Consider the following 24,883-nt stretch of genomic DNA (forward strand, 5'->3'; position numbering starts at 1 on the left):
TCGCGATTACACCTTCCACTTCGCACGCGGCTCGCGCGACAGTTCCTTGTTCGCTTTCTCGTCGTCCACGAATAGTTCTTTGACCGCGTCCCACTTCAGTTTTCGTCCCAGGCGGTAGCCGATGTTCCCCAAGTGGCAGACGCTCGCGGAGCGGTGCCCCGTTTCGGGCGGGCAGATCGTTTCCTTCCCGCTCACAATGCACTCCAGCCAGTTCTTGGGGTGGCTGGTGCTCGGGTAGACGCGCTGCGGTTGATCGGGGAACTTCGTGGGGTTTCCGTTCTTCATTCGCAGTTCGAGCTGGTTGCGCCCAACAAGGAGCGTGCCCTCGGTGCCCTCGAACACGCAGTCGGCCTTCGCGATCTCCTTGCCGTCCTTGTCCTTCTCGAACTCGTTGTGGATCATCGTCACGCCGTTCTTGTACACGAACCGCAGCCCGCTCCCCTTCTTGGGGTTCTCGGGCGGGATGATCTCGGTCGGGCCGGAGGTGTCCATCTTGAGCGCCCACTGGGCGATGTCGAAGTGGTGCGCGCCCATGTCGGCCAGCAGCCCGCCCCCGTACTCCCGGTAGTCGCGCCACGCGGGGAAGTGAGTGTGGACCCCTTTGGGGCACAGTACGGAACTGTACTCGCGGTCGGGCGCCGGCCCGAGCCACATGTCCCAGTCGGTGCCCGCGGGCTTTTCCTCGCCCTTGAGGTCGCACGGCCGGGACGGGCCGCCGACGCCGATGCGGACCGTCTTCACGGTGCCGATCCACCCGTTCCAGATCATCTCGACCCCTGCGCGGAACCGGTTCGCGAACTCGCTCCGCTGCTGGCTGCCGGTCTGGAACGCGATCTTCGCCTTTTTCACCTCGTTCACGATCTCGCGCCCCTCCGCGACGTTGTTCGTGAGCGGCTTCTCGCAGTAGATGTGCTTCCCGGCCCGGGCCGCGAGCACGCAGGGGATGTGGTGCCAGTGGTCCGGGGTGGCGATCACGACCGCATCGAGGCCCTTGTGGGCCAACAGGTCGCGGAAGTCGGCATACGGGGTCACGCCCTTGTAGACGCCGGACTTGATGCGGTCCGCGTACCGCTTCTCGACGGTCGTCTTCGCGTTATCGAGGCGCTCCTTCACCACGTCGCACACGGCGACGACTTCGACCTCCGGGCGCCCGAGGAACGCCGCGAGGTGCCCGCGGCCCATCGTGCCGACGCCGATGAACCCGAGGGTGATCTTCTCGTTCGCGGCGCGCCCCGAGGCGCGCGAGAACACAAGAGGGGCGGTCGCACTTGCGGCCAGGAACGTTCTGCGCGTGAGCATTGGGAGAGAGCCTCTGAAATTGGGTCGGCGGGTGTGAGCCGGCGGGGGCCGGGCGAACGGCCGGCCCCCGCCGGCTGGTGGGTATGACAACGGGACAATGACTCTTACAGTAGCGCGGGGAAGCGGTCAATGGTTGGTGAGCCATCTCCCGCGAGGCACCGAACGACGGGAGCGCAACGCGGGGCGCGGTTGGCAACAACCAGCCGGCTCACGCCGGCCGTTCGCCTTGCCTGTCGGGTCCGCGCTTTCGAGTTTACTTGTTCAGGAGGTATTTGTCGAACCAGTCGGCCAGCGTGACAAGATCCTTGTCCATGCCGGCCCAGCCGTGGGCAAGCCCCTTCTTCACGACCAGTTCGCACGGCACCTTGTTGTCCTTCAGCTTCGCGATGATGAGCTCGGCCTGCTGGATCGGCACGAGCAGGTCCGCGTCGCCGTGGATGACGAGCGCCGGGGCCGAATCCTTCGTCACGTGGTACAGCGGTGAGATCGCTTTGCCGATGGCCTTGCGCCGCTCCTGGTCCTCGATCACCACGAGCTTGTTCGTGCCCTTCTCGCGCTCCCAGAAATCGAACGGTGGGCGGAAGCCCTTGAGCGTGCCGTCGCCCAGCGCGACCTGCCCCTCTTTGCCGTAGTTGAGGAAGTCCGTGGGCGGGAAGAAGCACGCGACCGCCGCGACCTTAGACGACTGCTGGTCCACCGGGTCTTTCGACTTCGGGTCGCCCTCTTTGGGCGCGCAGCCCTGCATCAGCGACAGGTGCCCGCCGGCGGACCCGCCGGCGATACCGAGCTTGTCCGGGTCCACGTTGTACTTCTTCGCGTTCGCTTTGATGAACCGCACGGCGCGGTGCATGTCGTCGAGCACTTCGGGAATGGTGAACTTCGGCTGGCTCCCGTGAAGGACCGCGAACACCACGTACCCGCGCTCGACGAACGCCCCCACGAAGCCGGGATTGACCGATTCTTTGGACGAGAACCACCCGCCGGACACGCACCAGATGATGCCCTTGCCGTTGGCCTTATCTTTGGGCACGAACACGTCCATCGTCATCGCGAGGCCGTGCTTGCGGCCGTAGATCACGTCCTCGGTGCGGGTGTAGTTCGGCTGCGCGAACGCGGCCGGTGCGAGCGCGATAGCCGCGACCGCGGTCAGGAAGAAGCGGGAGAGCATGTGGGTACTCCGAGAATGGGACGGGCCGATGATACTCGACGCGAACCGGAGTTGGGAGTGGCATTCGTTGTGTTACTGGTGAGGCGATTCTGAAATTCTTCACGATGTGCTATTTGCCTCTTGCAAAAGGCGCGGCGCAGTTGGTAGCGTGTACCGGTCCTCTCCATCTCCAACTGAATTCTCTCCCGCTATTCTCTCCCCACACCGTCTCCAGGCAGTCCGTTCACTCCCCCGGACTCCCACGCCGAGTTCGCCCGCCGTCATCATTCTTTTTTCGGGAGCCGTCATGTCTCACACGGTCCGTTGTCTCCCCGCGCGCCGCGGGGGTGCCCCGTCGCGCACCCGTACCCGCGGGTTCACGCTCATTGAGCTGCTCGTGGTGATCGCGATTATTGCGATCCTCATTGGGCTGCTGCTGCCCGCGGTGCAGAAGGTCCGCGAAGCCGCGGCCCGCATGAAGTGCAGTAACAACCTCAAACAGATTGGCCTGGGGTTGCACAACTACGAGAGCGCCAACCAGAAGTTCCCGATGGGGCAGCGCGTTGCTCAAGGTGGTGCGGCAATTAATTACGGGAACTGGCGGGTTGAGCTTTTCTCGTACATGGAGCAGGACAATCTCTACAAGCAAGTGAATGTGAACGACATCTACAACGCGGCCGCACTGAAGAACTTGGTTCTGCCAATCTGGAAATGCCCGTCCGCCAGCGTACCCGACACTCAACCGGCCGCGTGGGTAACGTGGTGGGCGAATAACAACCACCAAGTGCCAGGTTACATTGGTATTATGGGCGCCTACCCGGACCCCATCGGGCGCACGACTGGTGTGATCTACAACTCAAACTACGGCGGGTGGTGGGCCGCGAACGGTATGCTTGTAACGGGCGAGCAGAGCCGCATCGCCGACTGCGTGGACGGCACCTCGAACACGATTATCGTTGCCGAGCAGTCGGGCCTCGTCGGAGTTAACGACATTCGTAACGGATACTTCACTCCGTGGGGTAGCACCACGCTATCCGCCCCGCTCCGCTCACAGGCGGCCGGTGCGGATTGCTGGGGTATGGGGCTGACGTGTGTTGCTTACGCCAACAACTCTCAGACCACCGCGGCCGGGTCGGACACGTCGTACAAGGGCAACTCGATCCTGAATTCCAACCACACGGCCGGCATCAACACGCTGCGCACCGACGGGTCGGTCCGGTTCGTCACGAACAGCATCGACTTCTTCACGTTCCAAAAGCAGTGCGTTCGCGACGACGGTCTCGTGACTAACGACCCGTGATTTTCAACACGCCCTCCGGAGATATTCCACAATGACAGCGCGTATTTTTACCCGCACCGTGAGCGGGCTGGCGCTCTTTTGCACCGCACTCGCCGCGGGCGGGTGCTCGAGCGAGAAACCGACCGGGACCGTCGCGGGGATCGTTAAGTACAAAGGCAATCCGTTGACTGCCGGGGAGGTGAACTTCCTCTCCAAAACCGGCTCGGCGGGGAGCGCGAAGATCGATGCGAACGGCCAGTATAAGGTCACCGGCGAACTGGAGGCCGGGGAATACAAGGCGTACTTCGCTCCGCCGCGTGCCGAACCTCACGCGCCGGGAACGAAGGCCGCCGCGGTGCCGAAGGTCGATGTGCCGGCCAAGTTCCGCGACCCGGGTTCCAGCGGGGTAGTCGTAACCGTGAAGTCGGGCAGCAACGACATTCTGGTCGAGTTCAAGGACTGATAAGTGGCGCGCGGCGCGGGCAACCGCGCCGCACCACACGAACTCACTTACGCGCTTTGCGACGCTCGCGTTGCCACAATCACGTCATGGTGGACCGCACCCTTCCGGGGGGTTAGGAATCGCAGATCGGCCCGGGGCATGCAGCAAAAACGAACATGCGCCGAACCCACTTGCGCCGGACCGGGTTCCCCAAGAGTTCCGCCTATTTCTCGGTTGGCGCGAAGAATACATACTTCGCTTCGTAAGGCACACCGATCTTCGTGCCCGCTCGCTTCGGCGCGTCCGCGGGGGCTTTTCCGCCGCTCGTTTCGATCCGCTGAACGTAGACCACTTTGGTGAGCGCCCCGGGTTTGGCGTCGTCCGACTTCACGCGAATGAGGAGCCAGGGGATATCGGCGCTACCCTTCGAGGCCGACTTCGGCTTTTCGACCTCGTCGCGCACGAGCCGGCTCCCGTCCGCCGTTTCCCACGACGGCCCCTCGAAGTGACACCCGACGCGCGTGCCCTTCGCGTCGGTCAGTTCCGCGAGCGGGCCGTCCAGAACCCACACCAGTTTGCCGTCCTTGTCGGCGACCGATTTGTAAATCTGAACGCCCTTCGCCTTGACCGTGAGAACGTCCTTGTGCCCCGCGGCGACGGCGATGTCTTTGGGAATTTCGACATCGGCTCCCCTTGCGGGGATGGGGATTGCGATCAAACGGAGCAGCACCGCGGCACGCAGTAACGGAGTCATCGGTCGGCCTCGTTCGGGTGAATGTTCGCGCGGCGATTTACGACTTCTTCGGCGGGTCTTTCTTGTCGCCGGGCTTTCGGAGGAACGGGTTCGGCGGGAGGTCGATCTTCTTGACCGATTGCAGGTACTCGACCATCTTGTCCGCATCCTTGCCGGCCAATTGCGCGTGGAAGTGCAGGCTGAACCCGTGCGGCCCCTTCGCGTCGATGAGCTTCGGCTGGAGCGTGAGAAACGCTTTGACCGCGTCGAGTTGTCCCATCATTGTGGCGCAGAAGATGTCGATCCGGGCGCCGCGCTCCAGGAGCAGTTCGGCCATCGCGCGGTTCCCCATGTGGGCCGCAGCACCGAGACCGCTTTCCCAGTCCCCGCCGCCCCAATCCATGAACGAGTTGACGAGGGCCGGCTCCTTATCGAGGAGCTTCGACACCATCGCCGCGTCCGTGTGCGCGTAGACGACGAAGTCCTGAATGAGCAGCCGGTTGATCTGCGGCCGGCGCCAGCTCGGGTTGAAGCCCGGCTTGGGGTAGTCGCGCTCGAACGGCGCCTCGGTGGGCTTGCCGTGTGGCATTGGGGCAACGACCGGCGCGTCGGCGCCGAACGTTTCACTTCCAAGAACGATGCTCGCGGCGAACGTGGTCGCGAACGTGCGACGATCGACAGGGTCGGGCATGGCGGGCCTCTGGTTGGGCGAGGAGCGGTGCCGATCAGCATACCGTAACGCGCAAGAAGTGGGAGCGGGCGCGCCGAACGGCCTCGGATCGTTCGCCTTCTGTAGCCGGTTACAGAGGGTAAGCAACCCGGGATCGGCTCGCAGTGCGACTCGCGGCACGTGCCCTCGAACCGCTCTTGCGCGTTTTCAAGCAGATCGGGCACAGCGGAACCCGATGTGCGACATGCCGGTATCGGGGGTCGTTCCGCGCCGGGCGCCGGGGCGGTAGCTCTCGCAGTAGCTGACGTGGCAGAGGAACGACCCGCCGCGCGTTACGCGCTTGGGCGCCCACGGCTCGCCCGGATCCCAACTGTCGCCCGGGCCTTGCGGGTCGGCGCTCGTTCCACGGTCCGCGAGCCTGTCGTAAGCGTCCGCCCGGTACCAGTCCGCGCACCATTCCCACACGTTGCCGGCCATGTCGTACAAGCCGTACCCGTTCGGCGGAAAGCTCTTGACCGGTGCGGTTCGCCCGTAACCGTCGCGTTCGGTGTTGCGGTGCGGGAACTCGCCCTGCCAGATGTTCGCACGCGGGTTATCGTCGGTCGACTTTTCATCACCCCACGGGTACCGTTTCCCGGCAAGTCCGCCGCGTGCGGCGAACTCCCATTCGGCCTCGGTGGGCAACCGCTTACCGACCCAGGCACAGTACGCGACCGCGTCGTCCCACGAAACGTGAACAACGGGGTGATCGTCCTTCCCCGTGAGGTTACTTTCCGGCCCTTCCGGATTCTTCCAGCACGCCCCGGGCACATAGGCCCACCATTGCGCGACGTTGTCGAGGGACACAGCCCGCGCGGGTTGTTTGAACACCAGCGATCCGGGCACGAGTAGATCGTCCGGCGGTTTCGGGGTGCCGGGCGGGACGAACCTCTTCATCTCCTCCCAGTCGGGTTTCTTCTCGGCCGTCGTGACGTACTTGGTTGCTTCGACAAACTTCCGGAACGCGGAATTGGTGACCTCGGTTTCATCGATCCAGTAGCCGGTCAGTTTCACCTTGTGGGCCGGGCGCTCGGTTCGTGGGAACGCGGAATCGGCCGAACCCATTGTGAACTCGCCACCGGGAATCAACTTCATCCCAACCGAGTCGCGTGGGCCGGGGGCCGGCGGTATGGTGGGCGGAGGGGGAGGGGCCGCGTCGGTCGGTGCGGGCAACTTCGCGGTCTGGATCTTTTTAGTGATCCCGTATGCCACCCCGAACCCGCCCACTGCGAGCGCGCTGAGGATGAATGTTCGGCGGCTCGGTCGCGGTTTAGGGACGGGAAGCGGTTCGGGTTTGGCAGCTCGGCGCACGGATTTGGAACCCATGTGGCCCCCACTCTGGTTGTGTTTTGTGTTCGTGGCACAGGCCTCTGGCCTGTGGAGGCACTCACACAGGCCAGAGGCCTGTGCCACCAAACAAAAACCAAATCCATCAATTCAACAACGCAACACGGGCACTCAACATCTCTAACCGTCCCGGGCGGTGAAAGCAATCCGGCGGGCGAAAACTCACACCGAAGGGCGTGACACTCCGGTGTTGCTATTTGTTTGCGCGCCGCAACACGCAAACGTGAGTCAGATATGATTGTGCGGTGAAGGTGCCCACAGTTCTGGACGCCGGGTGTTGGTCGCGTATAACTCACCCCACTCGATAGGTGTCTCCGCCGTTCTCGCGGCGGGGGTGAAAAGGGAAGCCGGTGAGAATCCGGCGCAGGGCCGCTGCTGTATTCGGCCGGGAACGGGCACAATGCCACTGCGGAGCACCGCGGGAAGGCCGCTCGAACCCGACAAAAGGCCGTAAGCCAGAAGACCTGCCTGTCGTGATCGTCGTTCGGTGCCTCGGACCCCAGGCGACCGGACCGGCAGGTCTCTGTCCGCGCGCGTGCGCGGCGCTGCCCGTCCGCCCCGGTCCGTAGGCGTTTCCTCGCCCGGCCCAGTGAAGAAGGAGCAGCCCGTGCGTTTCCCGTTCCCGGCGCGCCAGCGCCGCGGTCCGTGTCTCCCCGGTCGAACCCCTCGCGATAGTCGCATGAAATGCGACTTCCACCGGTCCATTAACGCGAGAACGCCGGCACCAACGGCTTACGTCCCGGAGCGGGCGGACGCATCACCGCACGCGGTGAGCGGCCCCGAGCCGGGGAACGGAGGCTCGCGTGTTCAGGCAGTTCGTTCTTTGTCTCGGCGTGTTGTTGGGGCTGGCGGGCAGCGCACAGGCCGGGTTCGTTACATCCCTTGATGACGTCGACATGTGGGTGGGGACCGGGAGCAACCGCGCCGCGTTCGTGGTGGACTGGAAGACCGCGTCCGGAACCTCGTCGTTCATCTGGGGGTACCGGTGGGACGGCACGGCGACCGCGGAGGACATGCTCCGGGCGATCACCGGGTCCAACACCGGGCTTTACGCCAACCTCGGGGATTTTGGGCCGGGTCTGGGGTTCGCGCTGTTCGGGATCGGGTTCGACGCGAACCACAACGGCGTGTTCGGCGTGTCGCCGACGCTCACGTTCACGAACGGGATCGCGTCCGCGGACCGGGACGGCGGACTGGCCGATGGTCGGTCGCCGACCGACCCGGGCGACCTCTACCGCGAAGGGTGGTGGACCGGGTACTGGAGCTACTGGGCCAAAGACCCCGGCGACGCCGATTGGGGCTACAGCGGTACGGGGATGTCCGGTCGCATTCTGAAGGACGGGTCGTGGGACGGGTGGAGCTTCGCGGACGGGTTCGACGCCCGCCCACCCTCCCCCGCATCGAACCCGACCGCCGTATCGACCCCGGAACCGAGTAGCTGGGTGCTGCTCGTGACTGGTGCCGGTATGCTCATCGTCTACGTGCGCCGCCAGCGAGCCGTAGCACTGGCGTAACGCGGTTCGCGTGCTTGGGGTCAACACTTCGGCCGGCTCACACCGGCCGTTCACCAAGAGATGTTTTTCTCTGAGATAGATTCGGTATTGTTGGTCGCTTACCGTAACGGCTTTCTCCCAGCCCAAGGTCAGCGCCATGTTCACCATTACGATTAGCGGCCCGGTCGTAGTCACCGACGACGCGACCGAGGAGCCGATCACCGACGTCAAGCGACTCGGCACGTTCGACGGACTTCACTCTGGTAAAGAAACGTGCGCCAAGTACCACCACGGCGACATCGCGGACCTGGAACTGAAGGGCGGGCGGGTGGCTCTCGTGTTTGACGCCGCAGCGAAGAAGCTGCGCGTCGTGTCCGAATTCATCAGCGCGCGAAAACTCACCAAGGACGAACTCCAGGGGCTGATCGAAGACACGCAGGGTCAGTGGAGCGACGGCATCGGTGAGGGCTGTTTCGACACGGTCATGGACAAGCGCAAGGTTTTCATCGACCTGTCGCCGGATAGCGGTGGGAAGGTCAAAGCCACGCAGGTCGACGACGGCAAACCCGCTCCGAAGAAATCGGCAGCCAAGGCGTCGGTCGCCGAACTGGTGAAAGCCGCGATCGCCGGCGACCTGGACAAAGTGAAGGAACTCGTCGTGACGAAGGCGAAACTCGACGGGCGCGGGCAGTACGGCTACACGCCACTCATCGCGGCCATTGTGAGCGACAAACTGGACGTCGCGCTTTACCTGATTGCGCAGGGCGCGAACGTGAATCTGGGCGACAAGGAAAAGAGCGACCCATTGAAGTACGCCGCGATTCGGTCGGGGTGGGTCATGTCGCACCAGAACGTGAAACTGGCCGAAGCCCTACTCGATAAGGGCGCTGCGGTTGATTCGCGAGACGCGGACGGGTTCACCCCGCTCCTGTGGGCCGCGAACCGGGCGGCCGTGAAGCTCGTCTCGCTGCTACTCGCCCGCGGAGCGGACGTGAATGCGAAGACGACTCAGAAGTACAACTCCGGGCGCAACGCGCTGATGCTCTCCAAAAACGTGGAGACCGTGCGCCTGCTGCTCGCCGCGGGCGCGGACCCGAAAGCGGTCGAGGAGAGCGGGATGCGCACGTGGGAGTTCCACACCGGTGCGGCCGCGAAGTTGCTCAAGGAGCGCGCGGGGGAGAAGTGAGTTCCGATTGGAAATGAGTGGTGGTGCGCCCGACACGCGAAGCGCACCACCAACGCGGTTCGCCTACTGCTTCACGAAGCGATAGATCCCCTTACCGTTGGCGGCAACGATGAGGAAGTACATCTCGCCCTGCTCGTCTTCACCGAACGAGAGCACCGGCTTTTCCGGGTCTTTGATCGTCCGGTTCGCGGTCACGCGCTTCGCGGTTTCGTCGTATTTCAGCGCCCAGATCTTGGACGTGACGTAGTCCGCGTACAGGTAGTGCCCCTCCAGTTCCGGGAGCGCCTTCCCGCGGTACACCCCGCCGCCCGTGATCGACTTGCCCACGTTGTGGTGGTACTCCCAGATCGGGTCGATGAGATCCTTCCGCGGGCCGACGCCCTTCGCGCCGAACGGGTGGAGTGATTCGCGGATGTTCCAGCCGTAGTTGCCGCCCTTCTCGATGATGTTGATCTCTTCGTACAGGTTCTGGCCCACTTCACCGGCCCAGAGCTTGCCCGTCTTCCTGTCGAAGCTCATGCGCCAGATGTTGCGGATGCCGTAGGCCCAAATCTCGGGCCGCGCGCCCTTCTTGTCCACGAAAGGGTTGTCCTTCGGGATCGCGTAGTTCTTGCCGTCGGCTTTGTTGTCGACGTCGAGGCGCAGAATCTTCCCGTAGAGCACGCCGAGGTTCTGACCGTTCTCCTGCGGGTCGTTGGCCGCGCCGCCGTCGCCGTGGATCACGTACAGGTACCCGTCCGGCCCGAAGAGGACGGTCCCGCCGTCGTGGTTCCAGAACAGCTTGTTCTCGAACCGGATGATCTGCTCTTCGGAGGCCGGGTCGAGCTTCGTCGGGTCGTCCTTGCTCAGCTTGAACCGCGACACAACGTTGACCTTGTTCTCCTTCTTCGGCGTGTAGAAGACGAACACCTCGCCGTTGGTCTTGAACTTCGGGTGGAACGCCATGCCGAGGAACCCTTCCTCGTTGGTGTTGTCGTTGTACTTCACGCGGTCCTGGATATCGAGAAACACCTTCGTCTCGGTGGCCTTCTGGTCGTTGGGGAACACGTGGATCACGCCGTGCTGCGTGCCGACGAACACCCGGTTGCTCCCGTCGCCCGCGTGCGTGAGCACGAGCGGCCGGAGCGGGTTCGGCCGGCCCGAGGCCGTTTCCGGGTTCCACCCGGTCCACTTGAGGTCCGGGAACGCGACTTCCGTCTTCAGCGGGAGAGCGGTGTCGTCCACGGGGGCGCCGGGCACCTGTGCGAGGACCGCGTTCAGTGTGCCGCCCTTCATGTCGGGCACGAGGATGAACTTGCCGGTCGCGTCGAGGCACGTGTCCGCGGCCGACTTGAAGCCCTCGGCCACGAGCACCGGTTTGTCCCCCGGGCGCGGGATGACGAACAGTTTGCCGGTCTTCCAACTCGAAACGAACAGCCGGCCGTAGTAGTCCCAGGTGAGGCCGTCGGCCCCGTCCATGCCCTCGGCGATCTTCTCGTTGCTGCCGTCGACCAGTTTGATGCGGTGCAACGTACCCGCGCCGAAGTCCGCGAGGATCAGGTGCGAGGAGCCGTCCAGCGTGAGGCCGTTGGGGGTGTTCAGCCCCGGCAACTTCTTCTCGTCCACGACGAGCGAGACCCCGCCCTTCTGGTTGATGCGGTACACGGCCCCGCCGCTCCCCTTTGCGCCCGAGTCGCTGACGTAAACCAGGCCGTTTTCCGGGTCCACGACGACGTCGTTGAGGAACTTCGGCTCGACCGGGAACGCTTTCGCAGCGGCGAACACGTCCGACTTACCGGTCTGGCGGTTGATGCGCAGAACCTTCGTTTTGTCGGTCACGAACAGCCAGTTCTGGAACAGCGCGATGCCCTTGGGATCGTCAAGATCCTTGACGAACGGGACCGCCTTCCCGTTCTCGATCGTGACAACGGCCCCGTCGCCGTCCTTGTCGAACTCACCGATCACGGTGACGTAAATCTTGCCGTCCGGCCCGACGACGACCGACTCGGGGTTCACCATCCCCGTAGCGAGGGGCTTGGGTAACTCCGCGGCCGACACCGGCGCAGCGATCAGCAGCGCGGCCAGAGAGAGGTAGCGCTTCATGGGGACTTGGTCCTCACGGATTTGATGGGTGCCGGAATAGTGTCACCAGTTACCGTGTTCGGGGCAAGGGGGCGGCAGTTTTCGCCCGCGCATTTCACTTGCCCCGATCGCGGGGCCGGGGCATTATTGTGTCATCCCGCCAGCGTCCCGCCTCCCGCGGCCCGTCAGGACCATGCCATGTTGCGCGTTCTCGGAAACCCGAAGCGGCTTTGCACCGGTGTCACCCGGCGCGACCTCATCACGGCCGGCGCCGCTCTGGGGCTGAATTTACCCGCGTTCCTGCGCGCTGAAGCTCGAAAAACTCCGCCCGCCGGAGCGGGCGCGGCGACGGGGCACGACAAACACTTCGGCCGCGCGAAAGCGTGCATCCTGTTGTTCCTCTACGGATCGCCGAGCCAGATCGAACTCGCGGACCAGAAACCAGATGCGCCCGTGGAGGTGCGCGGGGAACTCAAGTCGATCCGCTCCACCCTGCCGGGGTGTGACGTGTGCGAACTGCTCCCGCACACCAGCCGCGTGATGCACAACGTCACCGTGGTGCGCTCGGTGACGCACCCGTACCCGATCCACGGCGTCGCCTACGCGACCACGTCGATTCCCGAGATCGATGTGTCAATGGAACTGGCGCCCCACGACAGCAAGCACTGGCCGTTCATCGGGTCGACGGTCGCACACCTCGAACAGCGTCGGAACCCCGCGAGCGCGAAGAGGGCCGTGCCGGACAACATCGCGCTGCCGTTCCCGTTCAGCAGCCAGCGCACGGGCGAGGTGCAGCGCGCCGGGCCGTACCCCGCGTTCCTCGGGAATCAGTTCCACCCGCACTACACCAGTTTCCACGGTAAGGCGACGGCGAAGATCACCAAGACACTGACCGACCGCACCATCGAATTCGACGAGCCCTACGCGGGGATCGCGCCGGACTCGTACTTCACGCTCGGCGGTGAACACACCGCCGACCTCACGCTCGATCGCATGAACACCCGGAAGTCGCTGCTCGACCAGATGGAAGACGCGCGCCGGGCGCGCGACAAATCCGGTTCCCGCGACCCCTTCCGTGAGATGGCCTACTCGCTCATCAGCTCGAACGCGGTGCGCCACGCGCTCGACGTGCGCCGCGAGTCCGCGAAGACGCGCGAGAGCTACGGGCACATGCTGTTCGGCCAGAGTTGCCTCGCCGCGCGCCGGCTGGTGGAGGCCGGCAGCAAGTTCGTGACGGTGTTCTGGGACGAGTTCGGGCTCGCGGGTTCGGGCTGGGACACGCACTGGGAACACTACCCGCGCATGCGGAACGAACTGATGCCCGGGTTCGACCGCGGGTTCTCCGGGTTAATCAGCGACCTCGACCAGCGCGGGATGCTCGACGACACGCTCGTGATGGTGCTGAGCGAGCACGGGCGCACGCCGAAGTTGAGCAGCGCGAAGGGCGCGGGCCGCGACCACTGGTCGCAGGCGTATTCGGTGCTGCTCGCGGGCGGCGGGATCGCACGCGGAAAGGTCGTCGGCAAGACCGACAAGATCGGCGGAACCGTGGCGGACCGGCCGGTGTCGCCGAAGGATCTGCTCGCGACCGCGTACCACCTCCTGGGCTACGACCTCGAAACGACGATCGCCGACAAGACCAACCGACCGGTGTCGATCGTCCCCACGGGGCAAGTCCTGCGCGACGTGCTGGCGTGATGAGCGACCGCTTGGCGTGATTTTAGCACCCTTTGCTGGTACTCCGTCCCACCCGCGCGTTAACACTCGCGGTTCGCCAAAGGCTCCGGGCGAACCGCGAGTGTTAACGCGCGGGTGGAGAGCATTAGCCCTCATAAAACCGGTTGCACTCTCCGGCGCAAACTCGCTTAATGCCGGTACTCATCTCTCACCGCCTTGCCCATTTTCTTTGGCGGACGCAAATACGATTTCCCACGCCTATGGTTGTGAGAGTGGCTGCGCCCATTTCATATTTGGTTCATTTGTGCACTATTTTCGAGCACGCTGTCGCGGGACGCGGCGGGGAACTTATGTGCCCGGGATGAGAGTCCAAAAACTGAACCCGCAGAACGCACGTAAAACATGCCACTTGCAGCATTTTCAGTTCCCCGGCGCGTAAGCCCCGCGCCGTTGGCAGGTAAACTGCAATAGGTCCGCCCACTCTCTCCCGAAAGAGCCTGCCCGCTCCTTCATCCGCCCATAGTGTCTTTTCGCTCCCAGTCCGATTTGCCTGGTTCAGTCTATTCTTTTCGTTCGTTTACTCGGAGATTCGCATGTCGGTTCGGCTGCGCCGTTTTCGCTCGGCATTCACGCTCATTGAATTGCTGGTGGTGATCGCCATTATCGCCATCCTGATCGGGCTCCTGCTGCCCGCGGTCCAGAAGGTGCGCGAGGCCGCCGCGCGCATGAGCTGCCAGAACAACCTCAAGCAGATCAGCCTCGCGGCCCACAGTTACGACAGCGCCAACGGGCACCTGCCCCCGGGCATCAACATGAGCACTTACGTAGGCACGCTCGCGTACCTGCTGCCGTACATCGAGCAGGACAACGTGTACACCCAGATCCCGACCAACGAGTTCATCCTCCCGCCCGGTGCGGCCGGCGGGGAGTGGTGGGGCTCGGCCTACGGCCCGGCCCAGGTCCGGATCAAGACGTTCCTCTGCCCGTCGGACACGGCCGACGTCACGCCCTCGACCGGGGTGATGGCGTACTACTACACCACCCCCGGCTCGCTCGCGTATGCGTGGTTCGACCCGTCCACGCCCCTGGGCCGCACGAACTACGCGGCCAGCTCGGGCGCCCTCGGCGCGACCGGCGACAGCTTCTGGGACCAGTGGAAGGGGCCGTACACGCAGAACTCCAAGACCACCATCGTCGGGATCACGGACGGGACGAGCAACACGATCGCGTTCGGCGAGACCCTCGGCGGCACCGCGCCCGGCACCCGCGACTTCGTCTCGAGCTGGATGGGCGGGTCCAACCTCCCGACGGCGTGGGCGATCCCGACCACCAGCTCGCTCACCAACTACTCGAGCAACCACTCCGGGATCGTGTGCTTCGGGATGTGCGACGGGTCCGTCCGCACGATCCGCAAGTTCTCCGGTGCCAGCACCGACTGGTACAGCGACAGTTGGTACACGTTCCAGCGCATGGCCGGCATGCAGGACGGCCAGAGCACGGATTACTCCAGCATCAGCAACTAAGTATCGAGATCGTCGTACCGGCTCGACGAGCCGCGACCGCGAGGGAGCGGTACGGAGCCCCCCATATTGGGTGCGAGCACCAGCAACGGGAGGCGCCTCCCGCACCCTCGCGGTCGCGGCTCGTTCCAAGTCATCCGAAATCGGTTACGTTCACCCTTAATAACCGGCGGCCGCACCCGGTCGCCGCTCACGGAGCCATAATGATTCGCTTTCGCAACGCTCTCCTGACCGCGGGGCTCGCGGCCGTAATCGTCGGCTGCGGCACGTCGGCTCCGACACAACCGGTGGCGACGGACGCCCCTAAGAACGGGGTACACAAGGGCGGCGGGCGCGGAGATCCGTCCGTCGCGCCGATCCCCCCTCCACCCAAGAACGCTCCGCAGCACTAACCCTTAAATCGTGACAGCGGCCCGCCGGAACTAGCTGTGGTTCCGGCGGGCCGCGGCATTCGCGGGTTGGTTGCCGGTGCCGGTTTTCTGTGGCCGGCCCCGACCAACGAATATCGAATCCGGGCCACGACTCGCGCGAAGTGGGGTTCGCGCCCCGTGGTACCCCGCCGTTGGAGGTCGGATTGCAAAGTGTGTTACGGAGCGCGAATCTCGGAGGGGCGCTTACACGGCGCAAGGGTGCGTGTCGGTCCGAGTAGAAATGCGTGCAATTCCCCGTGGCGTACCGGCGCGACGGCCGGTTGCAGAAGGCGATCGAACCGAACCGGCGCCGTTTTCGTTCGCCGTGGGTTACTGAGCGCGCCGGCGCCGGAGCCACTCGCCCACGCTGAGTTTGCGGCTGCTGAGTAGCAGATAGATCAGCGCGAACACGGCCGGTGGCCCGCCCCACATGAGCAGATCGGGCGGCGGGAACTTTGGGGCAGAGCCCGCTTCGGAGAGAACGGCACCGGTCGTTTTTTGGGCCAGCATTTCGCCGACAAACATCCCAACCACGACCAGTAGCACGAACACAACGAAGTCCACGATAAACGGCATCAGCGTCGCTTCGGGCCGCTCTTCGACTTCTGGCTCGGGAGCGGGAGCCGGTGGTTTGGGCGCGCGTTTCGGAGGCGGGGGCGGCGGTTCCGTACCGAGAAGCTTGAGATCGACTTCCGGGGGCGTGTACTTTTGCGTGTTGGAAGTCGAGCCGGCGGTACCTTCGAGTTCCGATGCCGTCGCGGGGTTCACGCCGTCCGGAGGTAGCGCGCGGGCCGCGTTGCTGAGGTCCGCGGCCGTTGGTCCGCTCAGGTTGAAGTCGATATCCGGTGCCGAATCCGAGTTCGTCGCGAGCGCTTCGTCCGCGTCGTCGGCCGGTGGTGCGGGGGGCTGCGGTTTTGCGACGGGCGGTGGAGGCGCAACGACCTTCGCGACCGGCAACGTTGCCTTTGGCGTGGGAGGCGGAGCGGCGGGTTGCTGTAAAACCGGTGCGGGTGGCGGAGGAGGTTCCGGTTCCGGCGCGGGGGGCGTGATGCGCTCGCCGCACTGTTTGCACACCAGCGGAAGGAACGCGAGTGCCGGGAGCAGTTCGTAGTGACGGCCGCAGTTCGGACAGTTGAATCGGATCACGCGGACCTCAGGTGGCGACACATCCGATGAGCGCGATAATAGCGAACCCCAAAAGGAAAAGCAGCCCACACCGGTGCCTCTGCGCACACGGTACGTTTCCCTCGGTCGCTACAATCGGAACCGTTTTGATACGGGCTTCGCGCCGCCGCTGCAAGCAACAGGTGGGGCTCGTGCGGGTCCATTACTTCGTGAATTCTTTGTGTAAGGCGGCGAGCGTCGCTTCACAATCGGCCGCCGTGCCCACGACAACGAAGCACCGGAACTGGTGATCGCCGCCGAGCACGCCGTCTTGATTCTTCAAACGGAAAACGCAGTTCCACTTCACCACCTTTTCGGGCGCGAAGCGGAACCGCCCGTACCCGGCTCCCTCAAACCCCTTACTGGGCAGCCCCGGAGCATACACGCCCATTGCGTGTTTGCGGTCGGCGCTGGACAGCACGACCGGGTCGGCTTGTTCACCCGGTCCGTCGGTCAGCGGGAGCAACTGGCCCTTCTTCGAGTCGAACCGCAGGAACGTGTTGAACTCCGCCGGCATGTACCCGGTAACGGCCTCGAACTGTGCGTAAGTGTGCTTCTCGCTGTTCGGGACCAGGAACGTGGTGCGATACTCGATCGCGTGCGGTAGTCCCTTGAAGCCGATGGTGACGCGCTTCGTGAGGTAGTGGTCCGACAGCGCGACCGTGTTCCGCGCCGGGTTGCCCAGTGATTTCTCTCCCGGCTTCAGCCAGAACGCCATGCGGTTGAGCGTGGTGAGTTCGTTTTCTTTGGCGCTCAGTTCGAGCAGTTTGCTCGTGGAGGTCGGCCCGCGCCCGTCGGCCAGGCTCCCGGCTTCGGTCGGGTTGAACACTTCGGGAACGAACTCCTTTCCGCTATCGAAGTTCGACGCGGACTGGATCTGCCGCCCGTGGTCGAAACTGTCCACGAACTCTTTCCCGCCCCACGTCAGCGAGTGAATCGCCCCGGCCGTGCGCGCGGTGGTGCGGATGACGATGTCGGACGTGCCCGCTTTCGCGCGAATGGTCGCGTCCCCGAAGACCGGGGGTGGGGGTGGTTCGGTTGCCGCGCCGGGGTGGAACTGGAGCGCGGCCATGATGCTCACGCTCGTGAGTGCCAACAGCACCAGGATGGTTTTCACAACGAGCTTCATGGCGGTTATTCTACCCGTGACGCGAGTGTGGTCGGGCGCTGGTGAGCGCTTATCGGCTCGGGTCCGAGGGCGCGTCCTGGAAATTGAGGCGCATTTTTGGCTGCGCGTGTTACCCGAATGTCAGCACGATCCGGCCGAATATGGAGAATTGTTAGCCGCGGTTCGCGTGTCTTGTCTCAAAATCGCGTGCTTTGCCCCTTCTGCTCGCTCACTTTTGGAAGGACTCGGTGCCGGTTTCGACGTAAAGTGTTTAACAATCTCCCACCCCAAAGCCCTTCCCCGCGCGGAGTTCGCACATGCACCGGATCGTCTCTTACTTCGCGCTCTCGCTCGCTTTCGCTCCCGCTCTACTGGCCGCCGACTGGAACCAGTTCCGCGGACCGGCCGGGAACGGGCACACAGACGCGAAGCTGCCGACCGAGTGGGGCACCAGCAAGAACGTGTCGTGGCGCAAAGAGCTACCGGGTCTGGGTTGGTCGTCGCCGGCAATCGCCGGCGAGAATGTTTACCTGACGACCGCGGTGGCGCAGGGCGAGGAATATTCGCTCCGCGCTCTTTGCCTCAATGTGAAGACCGGCGACACGGTGTGGGACCAAGAGGTGTTCAAACAGGGCGCGGACGCGACGAAGCCCCATAAGAAGAACAGTCACGCCAGTCCGACGCCGATCGTTGAGGGCGGCAAAGTGTACGTTCACTTCGGGCACATGGGTACCGCGTGCTTGAACGCGAACGACGGGAGCAAGGTGTGGGCCAAGCAGGAACTCAAATACACCCCGGTTCACGGGAACGGCGGGTCGCCGGCCCTCGCAGGGAATCACCTCATTTTCAGCATCGATGGCACCGACAAGCAGGCCGTGATCGCACTCGACAAGACCACGGGGGCGATCGCGTGGCAGACGCCGCGGAACAACAAGACCGGGGCAAACCCGTTCTCGTTCAGCACACCGGTACTCATCAAAGTGAAGGATCAGAAGCAACTCGTCTCCGCCGGAAGCGGCGTCGTGATGGCCCTCGACCCGAAGACCGGCAAGGAGATCTGGCGCGCGACCTACGGCGGCGGCTATTCCGTGGTGCCGAAACCGGTGTACGCGAACGGCCTCGTTTACGTTTGCACCGGGTACAACACGGCGAATCTGGTGGCCGTTAAGCCGGACGGGAAGGGCGACGTGACGGCCACGCACATCGCGTTCACGGTCAAAAAGAACGTCCCGCTCAACCCGTCGATTCTGGCGGTCGACGACGCGCTGTACATGATCTCGGATAACGGCGTGCTGAGTTGTTTGGACGCGAAAAAGGGCACCGAGCGGTGGAACGAGCGCGTCAGCGGGAACTTCTCCTCGTCACCACTGCTCGCGGACGGTCTGGTGTACCTGCTGGACGAAGCGGGCACGACGACCGTGTTCAAGCCGGGCGAGAGCTACGAGGAGATCGCGAAAAACAAGCTCGGCGAGAAGACGCAGGCCAGTTGCGCGGTCCACGGCGACGCGCTCTTGCTTCGCACCGAGAAAGCGCTGTACCGCATCGAGAAGAAGTGAAGGCGATGTGCTTCTGTGTAGCGGTATTGAGGCGAACGGCCGGTGTAAGCCGGCCGGTGAGAGAAGCGAAGAGTTTGACAGCATTTACAGGATCAAGAAAAGAACTCGGCGCGTAGTCAGTGCGCGCCGACACGTGTTGCGCACGGGCGGCCGGTGCCAGTCTTTCACGGAATATCCGCTGCATGGTATGTCGGTAGCGGCCAACACAGTGAGGCTGAAAACACCGGCCGGCTTACACCGGCCGTTCGCCTTTCCGACGCTACAAACTCAGTGCGTTTTGAATCCTGTCGATCCCGTTAATCCTGTCAAAAATATTCTGCATTCATCTCTCGCCTAAATTGCCCTTGTAAAATTTGTGAACTGATTTACACTTGGGGTAGGAACCGCGGTGAGCGCTTGCCGTCGCAAAAAGTAGCATGCGACCATCTACGTTTGGATCGTACTCCGAAATGCTAACATCCACTCCGAATCAAATTGCTGCAAGTGATTGTGCAGCAATGATTTGCATCGTCAAGTAAGCGATTTGATGGGCTGGAAATGTTAGCAAATGTTAGCCGTGCGGCGGACGGGATGCGGTGCTGATCGTAAGAGCCGGGGCAAAATAAAAGGCGAGCCGCACAGCTCATGTGCGGCTCGCCTTGCGGTCGTGTGATGCGGGGTCAGTCGCTGAACACGCGATCGAAATCGCCGACACCGGCCCGCATCGCGAGCTGGCGGAAGTCATCCGCGAACTGTTCCGTCGTATGGTGCAGGTGCTCGGCTTCGGAGATAAGTGAGAGCGTTTCGCGCCGGCGGACGCCGTGGTCACGCAGCACGCGGCGGAACGGCTTCAGGTTCGGCGCGTAAATGTGGAACAGCTTGTGTTCGTCGAACTGCACCTCGATCGGCCGGCGGTTCGCGAGAACCGCGACCCCGGTGCAACCGTCGTGCGTCAGCAGTTCCTCGAACTCACAGAAGTGGCTCGTGAGAACGGCCAAGTCGATGTGCTCGCGGCGCAAGTCCGCGTGCCCGTCTGAGGTCGTCCCGTGACTGCTTTCCAGAACGACGTGAACGACTTCACCGAGCGGTTCGAGTAGCGCCAGGAACGTCTCGAACAGCCGCTCCGCGGAGACCGCGGCCGAGAGCATCGGGAGCCGCAGTTTCGCACGCTGATCGCGGTACACTTCAACACGGTAGCCCTGGCGCGGGCGCACCGGCAGTTCGGCCCCCGGACGGATCGCGTCCGTGAGCGTGAAAGAGCCGTAAGAGTTAACGGACAGGTGCGTGGCCAGCCGGTCAGGAGTCACGGGGACACCTCGCGCGACAACGGAATTTAGCCCGGGGTGAGACAGAAATCAGTGGTGTCGCGTCGTGGCGGGCGGCGTCTGGGTGAAAAGCCCCGGGCACTGTAACTTAGCCCCAATTTTGCGTCGCTGGCGTCCCTGCCGCCCGAATTATAGCGCGCCGTTTGTCCGAAGCGCACGAAACTGGCGCGAAGTCCGGGTGTTCCGATTACGGAACCGGTGTATGATCGGGGCACTGGCGCGGCGGTACCGCCCGTTACCAACGCGCCCGGCGCGAATTTCGTTGAACGGATCAAGCCGGCGGGCGACACGGTGTGAATGAAGATACAGGCGGGATCGGACACTCTGATCCCGGCTCTCGCGAACCGCAACGGCGCAACGGGAGAACTCATCCATGCAGCGATTCGGCACGTTTCTCTCTTTAGCCGCCTGTGCGCTGTTCGCGGCCTATTCTTTCGCGCAACCGACCAAGGTAGACGAGCAGAAGAACTTCGTCATCCGCCCGAAGGCGGCCGGCGGATCGGGGGGCACCAACTACGACACGTCCAAGTTCATTGTCATCAGGCCCAACGGGAACGTGCCTTCCCTTGTAACGCAACCGACGACACCCGCTCAACCAACCACTCCGTCTACTCAACCCGTTGCGGGGCGCCTCGTACCCGGAATGATCGCGGTTCCCCCGCCGGGAACGCCCAAAGTTGACGCCGGCATCGTGTTCGACTACTGGTTCGCGGCCGCAGTGGACGGTCAGCGAATCGGCTACGTTCAGTGGGGCGCGAAGAAGGTCAAGCAGAACGACCGCGAACTTCTCGTCGGCGTGAAGCATCAGAAATTTACCGTGTCGCGGTTCGGGCAAGTCGTGAGTCAGTGGGGCGAGGAATCGTCGGTTGAAAACACGGACGGCGACGTTCTGATTACCGGGATGCGGCAAGGCATCGGCCAAGACCAAGCGCTCGTGTTAAACGGCGTGGTCGACGGCAAAACGCTCAAAGTGACGGGTGAGGGAGCCGCAAAGGGCGCCAGCAACACCCCCTGGCCCGAAGGCGTGGTCGGGTGCGTTCGCGAACCCGCTCTCTTTAAGGAGAAGCGGCTCAAGACCGGCGCATCTTTCGACTACCCCGCGTACATCGGTGTCGTGAACCGCGTGGTGAAGATGACGGTCACGCTGGAAGCGGAAGAAACGCTGGCGTTGTGGCCGAAAGAACCGGCCCGAAAGCTGCTGCGGTTCGTTTCTCGAATGGAACCGGTCGGGAACTTCAAACTGCCGCCCGCCACGACTTGGGTGGACGCGGAGACGTTTGAACCGCTGAAAATGGAATTCGATTTCCCCGGTTTCGGTGGCAAAATCACGTTCCTGCGCACCACGAAGGAGTCCGCGACCGTGGCCGTGGCCCGGCCGGTCGAACTGTTCAACGCGCAATCGATTCGCTTGGATCGCGAGATTCCTGGAATACATGCGGGTAGGAGCGTCGTCTACAAGGTAACGGCCCCGAAGGACGACGAGCCGGGTACCCTTTTCGCGGAGGACGCGCGACAAACGGTCAAGAACCCGGACGCCAAGGCGAAGAGCTTTGAATTGCACGTGTCCGCGGCCCACGGGCCGATTAAGGGAGCGGCCGTGCTTCCTGCACCGGGCAAAGAGTTCACCGCGAGCAACTACTTCATCAACTGGGACAACGATGGGGTGAAGGGACACGCAGCGGCTGCCATGCGGGGATTACCTGCGACCGCGACCGATTGGGAGAAGGCCGTTGCGATCGAGCGCTGGGTCCACCGAAACATGAAGGCGTTCGAGTTCTCTCAGGCGATGGCGACCGCCGATAATGTGGCGAAAACGCTCAGCGGGGACTGCACCGAGTACGCGATGCTCGGGGCTGCGATGTCCCGGGCGGTCGGGGTTCCATCGCGGACAGTGTTGGGTCTGGTGTACGCCCCGGCGAAAGACGGGAAGCCGTACCTCGCGTACCACATGTGGTTCGAGGTGTTCGCGGACGGTCAGTGGCTCCCGCTCGACGCGACGCTCGGGGGCGGGGGTGTTGGTCCCGGGCACCTGAAGATCGCGGACCACAGTTGGCACGACGAAAAGACGTTCGCCCCGCTGCTACCCGTACTACGGGTGCTCTCGGCGAAGCCGGCGGTAACCGTGGGAAAAGTGGAACCATAGTTAGAAAGTCGGGGGCACCGATTGCGCATGAAATTTGAGTGTGCGATAGCATCCCCGCGATCGACCGTCTATACTCTTGGCACTGCCGCTGAACACGTTCCTTAAGCGTCGTGAGGCGCAAAACGCCAACGGGTGCCCGTTTCTCCCGCGACCACCCTCGTGAGCGAGCGCAGATGACCGTTGAGTCAGTCAGAGTGCCCGCATGACAGAACGGGAATCGCTCGCGCCGGCCCGGTCGGTCGCTCACACTGCTCCGCACCCAGACCACGAAGGTATCGGTTCGTTAATGACCGCGACCCTTGTCCCTCGACCGCCTGCTTCCGGCGCGCACGCGCGGGGAGAGCACTCCGTGACCGCCTCCGATCTCGGCGACCGCGGCCGTCAGTGGCTCGACCGCTTGTTCGCGGGCGACACGTCCATTCCCGCGATCATTCCCGTCGCACTCGCGCCCGCGGATCGCACGGTTGCCGAACACGCGGCCGTCGCTCGCGCCGCTGCGTGTCGCGACCTGTTCGTGATTCACGCCGACCCCGCCGCCGGTGAGCGCGTCATCGTGGACGTCGCTCGTGCCGTAACGGATCGCGTGCTGGTGCTGTCGCCGAACCCGGGCGCCGCTGACCGCGTGGCTGAGCGGCTGCTCAAGTGCGGCGTGACCGTGCTCCGCGCGCTCGCGGACGACGAGAACCCGACCCGCCCGTCCCCGGCCGTCAGTAAGGTCACGTCCGTTGCGCTCGGTACCGGGCGCGCGGAGCAATCGCGCCGTGATGCGGTTGCCGAGGTCGCCGCGGCCGAGGCCAAAATTGCCGCGTTCGCAAGCGTTTCTAAGGCTCTCGCACGCTTAACCGAGGTCAATGACTCACTGACTCGCCTCGACGCGGACCTCGCCGAACGCAAGGCCGCGCGGGATCGCATAGAGGCCGACCTGCGGGCCGAAACCGACACGCCATTCGCGCTGGAACTCGCCAAACTCCAAGCCGATCGCGACAGCGCGACCGCGAAACTCGCCTCAGAACTGCAAGCCGCGAGCGCGAGCCACGGCGAAAAGGACGCGGCTCTGACGCAGGCGCGAAATGTTCTCGCCGAAGCCGCCCGCAAGCCCGGGTTCTTGTCGCGCTTGTTCAGCAGCAAAGCGAAACCTGGTACCGCCGACCCGGTGGACCTGGAAAAACAGGTTCACACCCTCGAAACAGAAGTCGGGGCGCTGGCCGAGCAAGTTCGTGAGTTACAAGCGAAGTTGGACGCTTCTCGGGCCACGATTGCCGCCGAGCGAAGCGCGCTGGTCGCTAACGAACTGACTTCCCGCCGTGCGGTGAGTGAAACTGCGATTGCCGCGATCGAAGACGAACACACTCGGGCGCTGGCCGAAGTTGCCGCTCTCAACAAAGTCATCACTGCGGCCGTACCGGACGATGACTACACGATCGCTCAGCAACGACTGACCACTGCTCGCGAGAAAGCCACTCAACTCACGCGATCCGAGTCGCAAATCACAGCGCGAGTTGTGGTCGGTACCCCTGGAAGCCTCGGCACTGATCCGGTGTTCGCGGCTCTGACCGCCGATCCGCCCTTTGGCGTGCTCGTGCTCGACCGTGCGGAAGAGTTGCCCGAAGCGGAGTTCCCTCGGCTCGCGCGACTGGCCGAGCGCTGGGTTCTGGTCGGCCACGCGCTCCTCGCAGACGCCCCGCGGCCGCCGTCGAATCACAATCGTTCGCGTGGCCCGCGCCCGGGACAGGCCGAAGGGCCGTTCACGGTCCGTTTGGCGAAAACGCTCGACCGTGAAGCGTGGGCGATCGAGGGCGATCGGTTCGTGTGCCGGCTCGCGCACCTCACCCCGGACCAGCGGCGAACGGTGACCCGCGAACCGCTCGCCGACCGGCCCGAAATCGAACTCCGGTTCACCACGACCGAGGGCGATCCGCAACTCGCGGAGATCGCGTTCCCCAATCACGTGACGGTCGCTGCGGCGAAAAGTCTCCTGTTCCACGAACTCGGCGAAGTGCTGCTGCGGCCGTGCGGCGATCTCTGTTGGACCCACGGTGCCGAAACGATTACCGCGACCTGGTCCACCGATAGTGGTTCGGACGGTGTGTGGATCGACCTCGAAGCGGGCGTGCGCGAGAAGGTGGTCGGCGCCGGTCCGTTCGCTTTCACCGTGGCTGTGAGCTTCGACCCGGCCGCCGGGTGGGACGCGGAACGGGCTGCCGCCTGGGTCGCCGCGCGTTTGCCGGCCCCGTCACTGAGCCGCTTCGCCGCACTCCCGCGCACTCCCGGCTCCCGACCCGGCGCGTGAGTCACACTGGTGATA

Annotated in this window: 19 protein-coding genes and 1 riboswitch; of the genes, 10 read left to right on the forward strand and 9 right to left on the reverse strand. The window is 63.9% G+C overall.

Features of this window, described 5'->3' with window-relative positions; translation table 11 throughout:
- Positions 1 to 6: 6 nt before the first annotated feature.
- Both VT84_RS34950 and VT84_RS34955 read right to left on the reverse strand, forming a co-directional pair.
- Complete coding sequence (locus tag VT84_RS34950) at positions 7 to 1,299, reverse strand: Gfo/Idh/MocA family protein (RefSeq protein ID WP_052550361.1); 1,293 nt, start codon at positions 1,297 to 1,299, stop codon at positions 7 to 9.
- A gap of 253 nt (positions 1,300 to 1,552) precedes the next feature.
- Complete coding sequence (locus VT84_RS34955; RefSeq protein WP_082842788.1) at positions 1,553 to 2,467, reverse strand: alpha/beta hydrolase; 915 nt, start codon at positions 2,465 to 2,467, stop codon at positions 1,553 to 1,555.
- A gap of 286 nt (positions 2,468 to 2,753) precedes the next feature.
- Between VT84_RS34955 and VT84_RS34960 the strand changes: the two genes are divergently transcribed.
- Entirely contained in the window at positions 2,754 to 3,746 is a 993-nt protein-coding gene (locus VT84_RS34960) for a DUF1559 domain-containing protein (protein WP_082842789.1), read from the forward strand.
- A gap of 31 nt (positions 3,747 to 3,777) precedes the next feature.
- Complete coding sequence (locus VT84_RS34965) at positions 3,778 to 4,188, forward strand: hypothetical protein (protein ID WP_082842790.1); 411 nt, start codon at positions 3,778 to 3,780, stop codon at positions 4,186 to 4,188.
- Between the two features lie 202 nt (positions 4,189 to 4,390).
- Here the strand turns inward: VT84_RS34965 and VT84_RS34970 are convergent, their stop codons facing one another.
- The 3 genes from VT84_RS34970 to VT84_RS34980 all read right to left on the reverse strand — a co-directional run bounded on the left by VT84_RS34970 (position 4,391) and on the right by VT84_RS34980 (position 6,935).
- Entirely contained in the window at positions 4,391 to 4,921 is a 531-nt protein-coding gene (locus VT84_RS34970; protein ID WP_162271952.1) for a DUF3455 domain-containing protein, read from the reverse strand.
- 37 nt (positions 4,922 to 4,958) lie between these two features.
- The gene (locus VT84_RS34975) at positions 4,959 to 5,591 is read right to left on the reverse strand and encodes an ankyrin repeat domain-containing protein (RefSeq protein ID WP_052550350.1); all 633 of its coding nucleotides are present in this window, start codon (positions 5,589 to 5,591) and stop codon (positions 4,959 to 4,961) included.
- 186 nt (positions 5,592 to 5,777) lie between these two features.
- Positions 5,778 to 6,935 (reverse strand): formylglycine-generating enzyme family protein, encoded by a 1,158-nt coding sequence (locus tag VT84_RS34980; RefSeq protein ID WP_052550348.1) that lies wholly within the window; start codon positions 6,933 to 6,935, stop codon positions 5,778 to 5,780.
- Positions 6,936 to 7,245: 310 nt separating this feature from the next.
- A riboswitch (cobalamin riboswitch) is annotated at positions 7,246 to 7,443 on the forward strand.
- A 316-nt stretch (positions 7,444 to 7,759) separates the two neighbouring features.
- Here VT84_RS34980 and VT84_RS34985 point away from each other — a divergent pair.
- Together VT84_RS34985 and VT84_RS34990 are read left to right on the forward strand one after the other, a co-directional pair.
- On the forward strand, positions 7,760 to 8,470 hold the full coding sequence (locus VT84_RS34985) for a PEP-CTERM sorting domain-containing protein (protein ID WP_082842792.1): 711 nt from the start codon (positions 7,760 to 7,762) through the stop codon (positions 8,468 to 8,470).
- A gap of 136 nt (positions 8,471 to 8,606) precedes the next feature.
- On the forward strand, positions 8,607 to 9,635 hold the full coding sequence (locus tag VT84_RS34990) for an ankyrin repeat domain-containing protein (RefSeq protein WP_082842793.1): 1,029 nt from the start codon (positions 8,607 to 8,609) through the stop codon (positions 9,633 to 9,635).
- A 63-nt stretch (positions 9,636 to 9,698) separates the two neighbouring features.
- Here VT84_RS34990 and VT84_RS34995 read toward each other — a convergent pair whose 3' ends face one another.
- Entirely contained in the window at positions 9,699 to 11,717 is a 2,019-nt protein-coding gene (locus VT84_RS34995) for a PQQ-dependent sugar dehydrogenase (protein ID WP_082842794.1), read from the reverse strand.
- A gap of 177 nt (positions 11,718 to 11,894) precedes the next feature.
- Here VT84_RS34995 and VT84_RS35000 point away from each other — a divergent pair, with 177 nt between their 5' ends.
- From VT84_RS35000 to VT84_RS35010, 3 genes are all read left to right on the forward strand, one after another.
- Positions 11,895 to 13,394, forward strand: a complete 1,500-nt coding sequence (locus VT84_RS35000; protein WP_052550340.1) for a DUF1501 domain-containing protein — start codon at positions 11,895 to 11,897, stop codon at positions 13,392 to 13,394.
- Between the two features lie 572 nt (positions 13,395 to 13,966).
- Positions 13,967 to 14,896: a DUF1559 domain-containing protein gene (locus VT84_RS35005; protein ID WP_052550337.1), complete on the forward strand. Its 930-nt coding sequence runs from the start codon at positions 13,967 to 13,969 to the stop codon at positions 14,894 to 14,896.
- Positions 14,897 to 15,096: 200 nt separating this feature from the next.
- The gene (locus tag VT84_RS35010; RefSeq protein WP_082842795.1) at positions 15,097 to 15,285 is read left to right on the forward strand and encodes a hypothetical protein; all 189 of its coding nucleotides are present in this window, start codon (positions 15,097 to 15,099) and stop codon (positions 15,283 to 15,285) included.
- A gap of 348 nt (positions 15,286 to 15,633) precedes the next feature.
- Here VT84_RS35010 and VT84_RS35015 read toward each other — a convergent pair whose 3' ends face one another.
- Entirely contained in the window at positions 15,634 to 16,449 is an 816-nt protein-coding gene (locus VT84_RS35015) for a hypothetical protein (protein ID WP_052550333.1), read from the reverse strand.
- A gap of 181 nt (positions 16,450 to 16,630) precedes the next feature.
- A complete protein-coding gene (locus tag VT84_RS35020; protein WP_157470186.1) occupies positions 16,631 to 17,596 on the reverse strand; it encodes a hypothetical protein in 966 nt (321 codons plus the stop codon).
- A gap of 296 nt (positions 17,597 to 17,892) precedes the next feature.
- Between VT84_RS35020 and VT84_RS35025 the strand changes: the two genes are divergently transcribed.
- The gene (locus VT84_RS35025; protein ID WP_082842796.1) at positions 17,893 to 19,131 is read left to right on the forward strand and encodes a PQQ-like beta-propeller repeat protein; all 1,239 of its coding nucleotides are present in this window, start codon (positions 17,893 to 17,895) and stop codon (positions 19,129 to 19,131) included.
- 659 nt (positions 19,132 to 19,790) lie between these two features.
- Here VT84_RS35025 and VT84_RS35030 read toward each other — a convergent pair.
- The gene (locus tag VT84_RS35030; RefSeq protein WP_239465571.1) at positions 19,791 to 20,417 is read right to left on the reverse strand and encodes a hypothetical protein; all 627 of its coding nucleotides are present in this window, start codon (positions 20,415 to 20,417) and stop codon (positions 19,791 to 19,793) included.
- Positions 20,418 to 20,808: 391 nt separating this feature from the next.
- Between VT84_RS35030 and VT84_RS35035 the strand changes: the two genes are divergently transcribed.
- Both VT84_RS35035 and VT84_RS35040 read left to right on the forward strand, forming a co-directional pair.
- On the forward strand, positions 20,809 to 22,578 hold the full coding sequence (locus VT84_RS35035) for a transglutaminase-like domain-containing protein (protein WP_052550330.1): 1,770 nt from the start codon (positions 20,809 to 20,811) through the stop codon (positions 22,576 to 22,578).
- Between the two features lie 349 nt (positions 22,579 to 22,927).
- A complete protein-coding gene (locus tag VT84_RS35040; protein ID WP_082842797.1) occupies positions 22,928 to 24,868 on the forward strand; it encodes a hypothetical protein in 1,941 nt (646 codons plus the stop codon).
- Positions 24,869 to 24,883: the final 15 nt, after the last annotated feature.

This window comes from Gemmata sp. SH-PL17 (genome assembly GCF_001610855.1).
Classification (GTDB): domain Bacteria; phylum Planctomycetota; class Planctomycetia; order Gemmatales; family Gemmataceae; genus Gemmata; species Gemmata massiliana.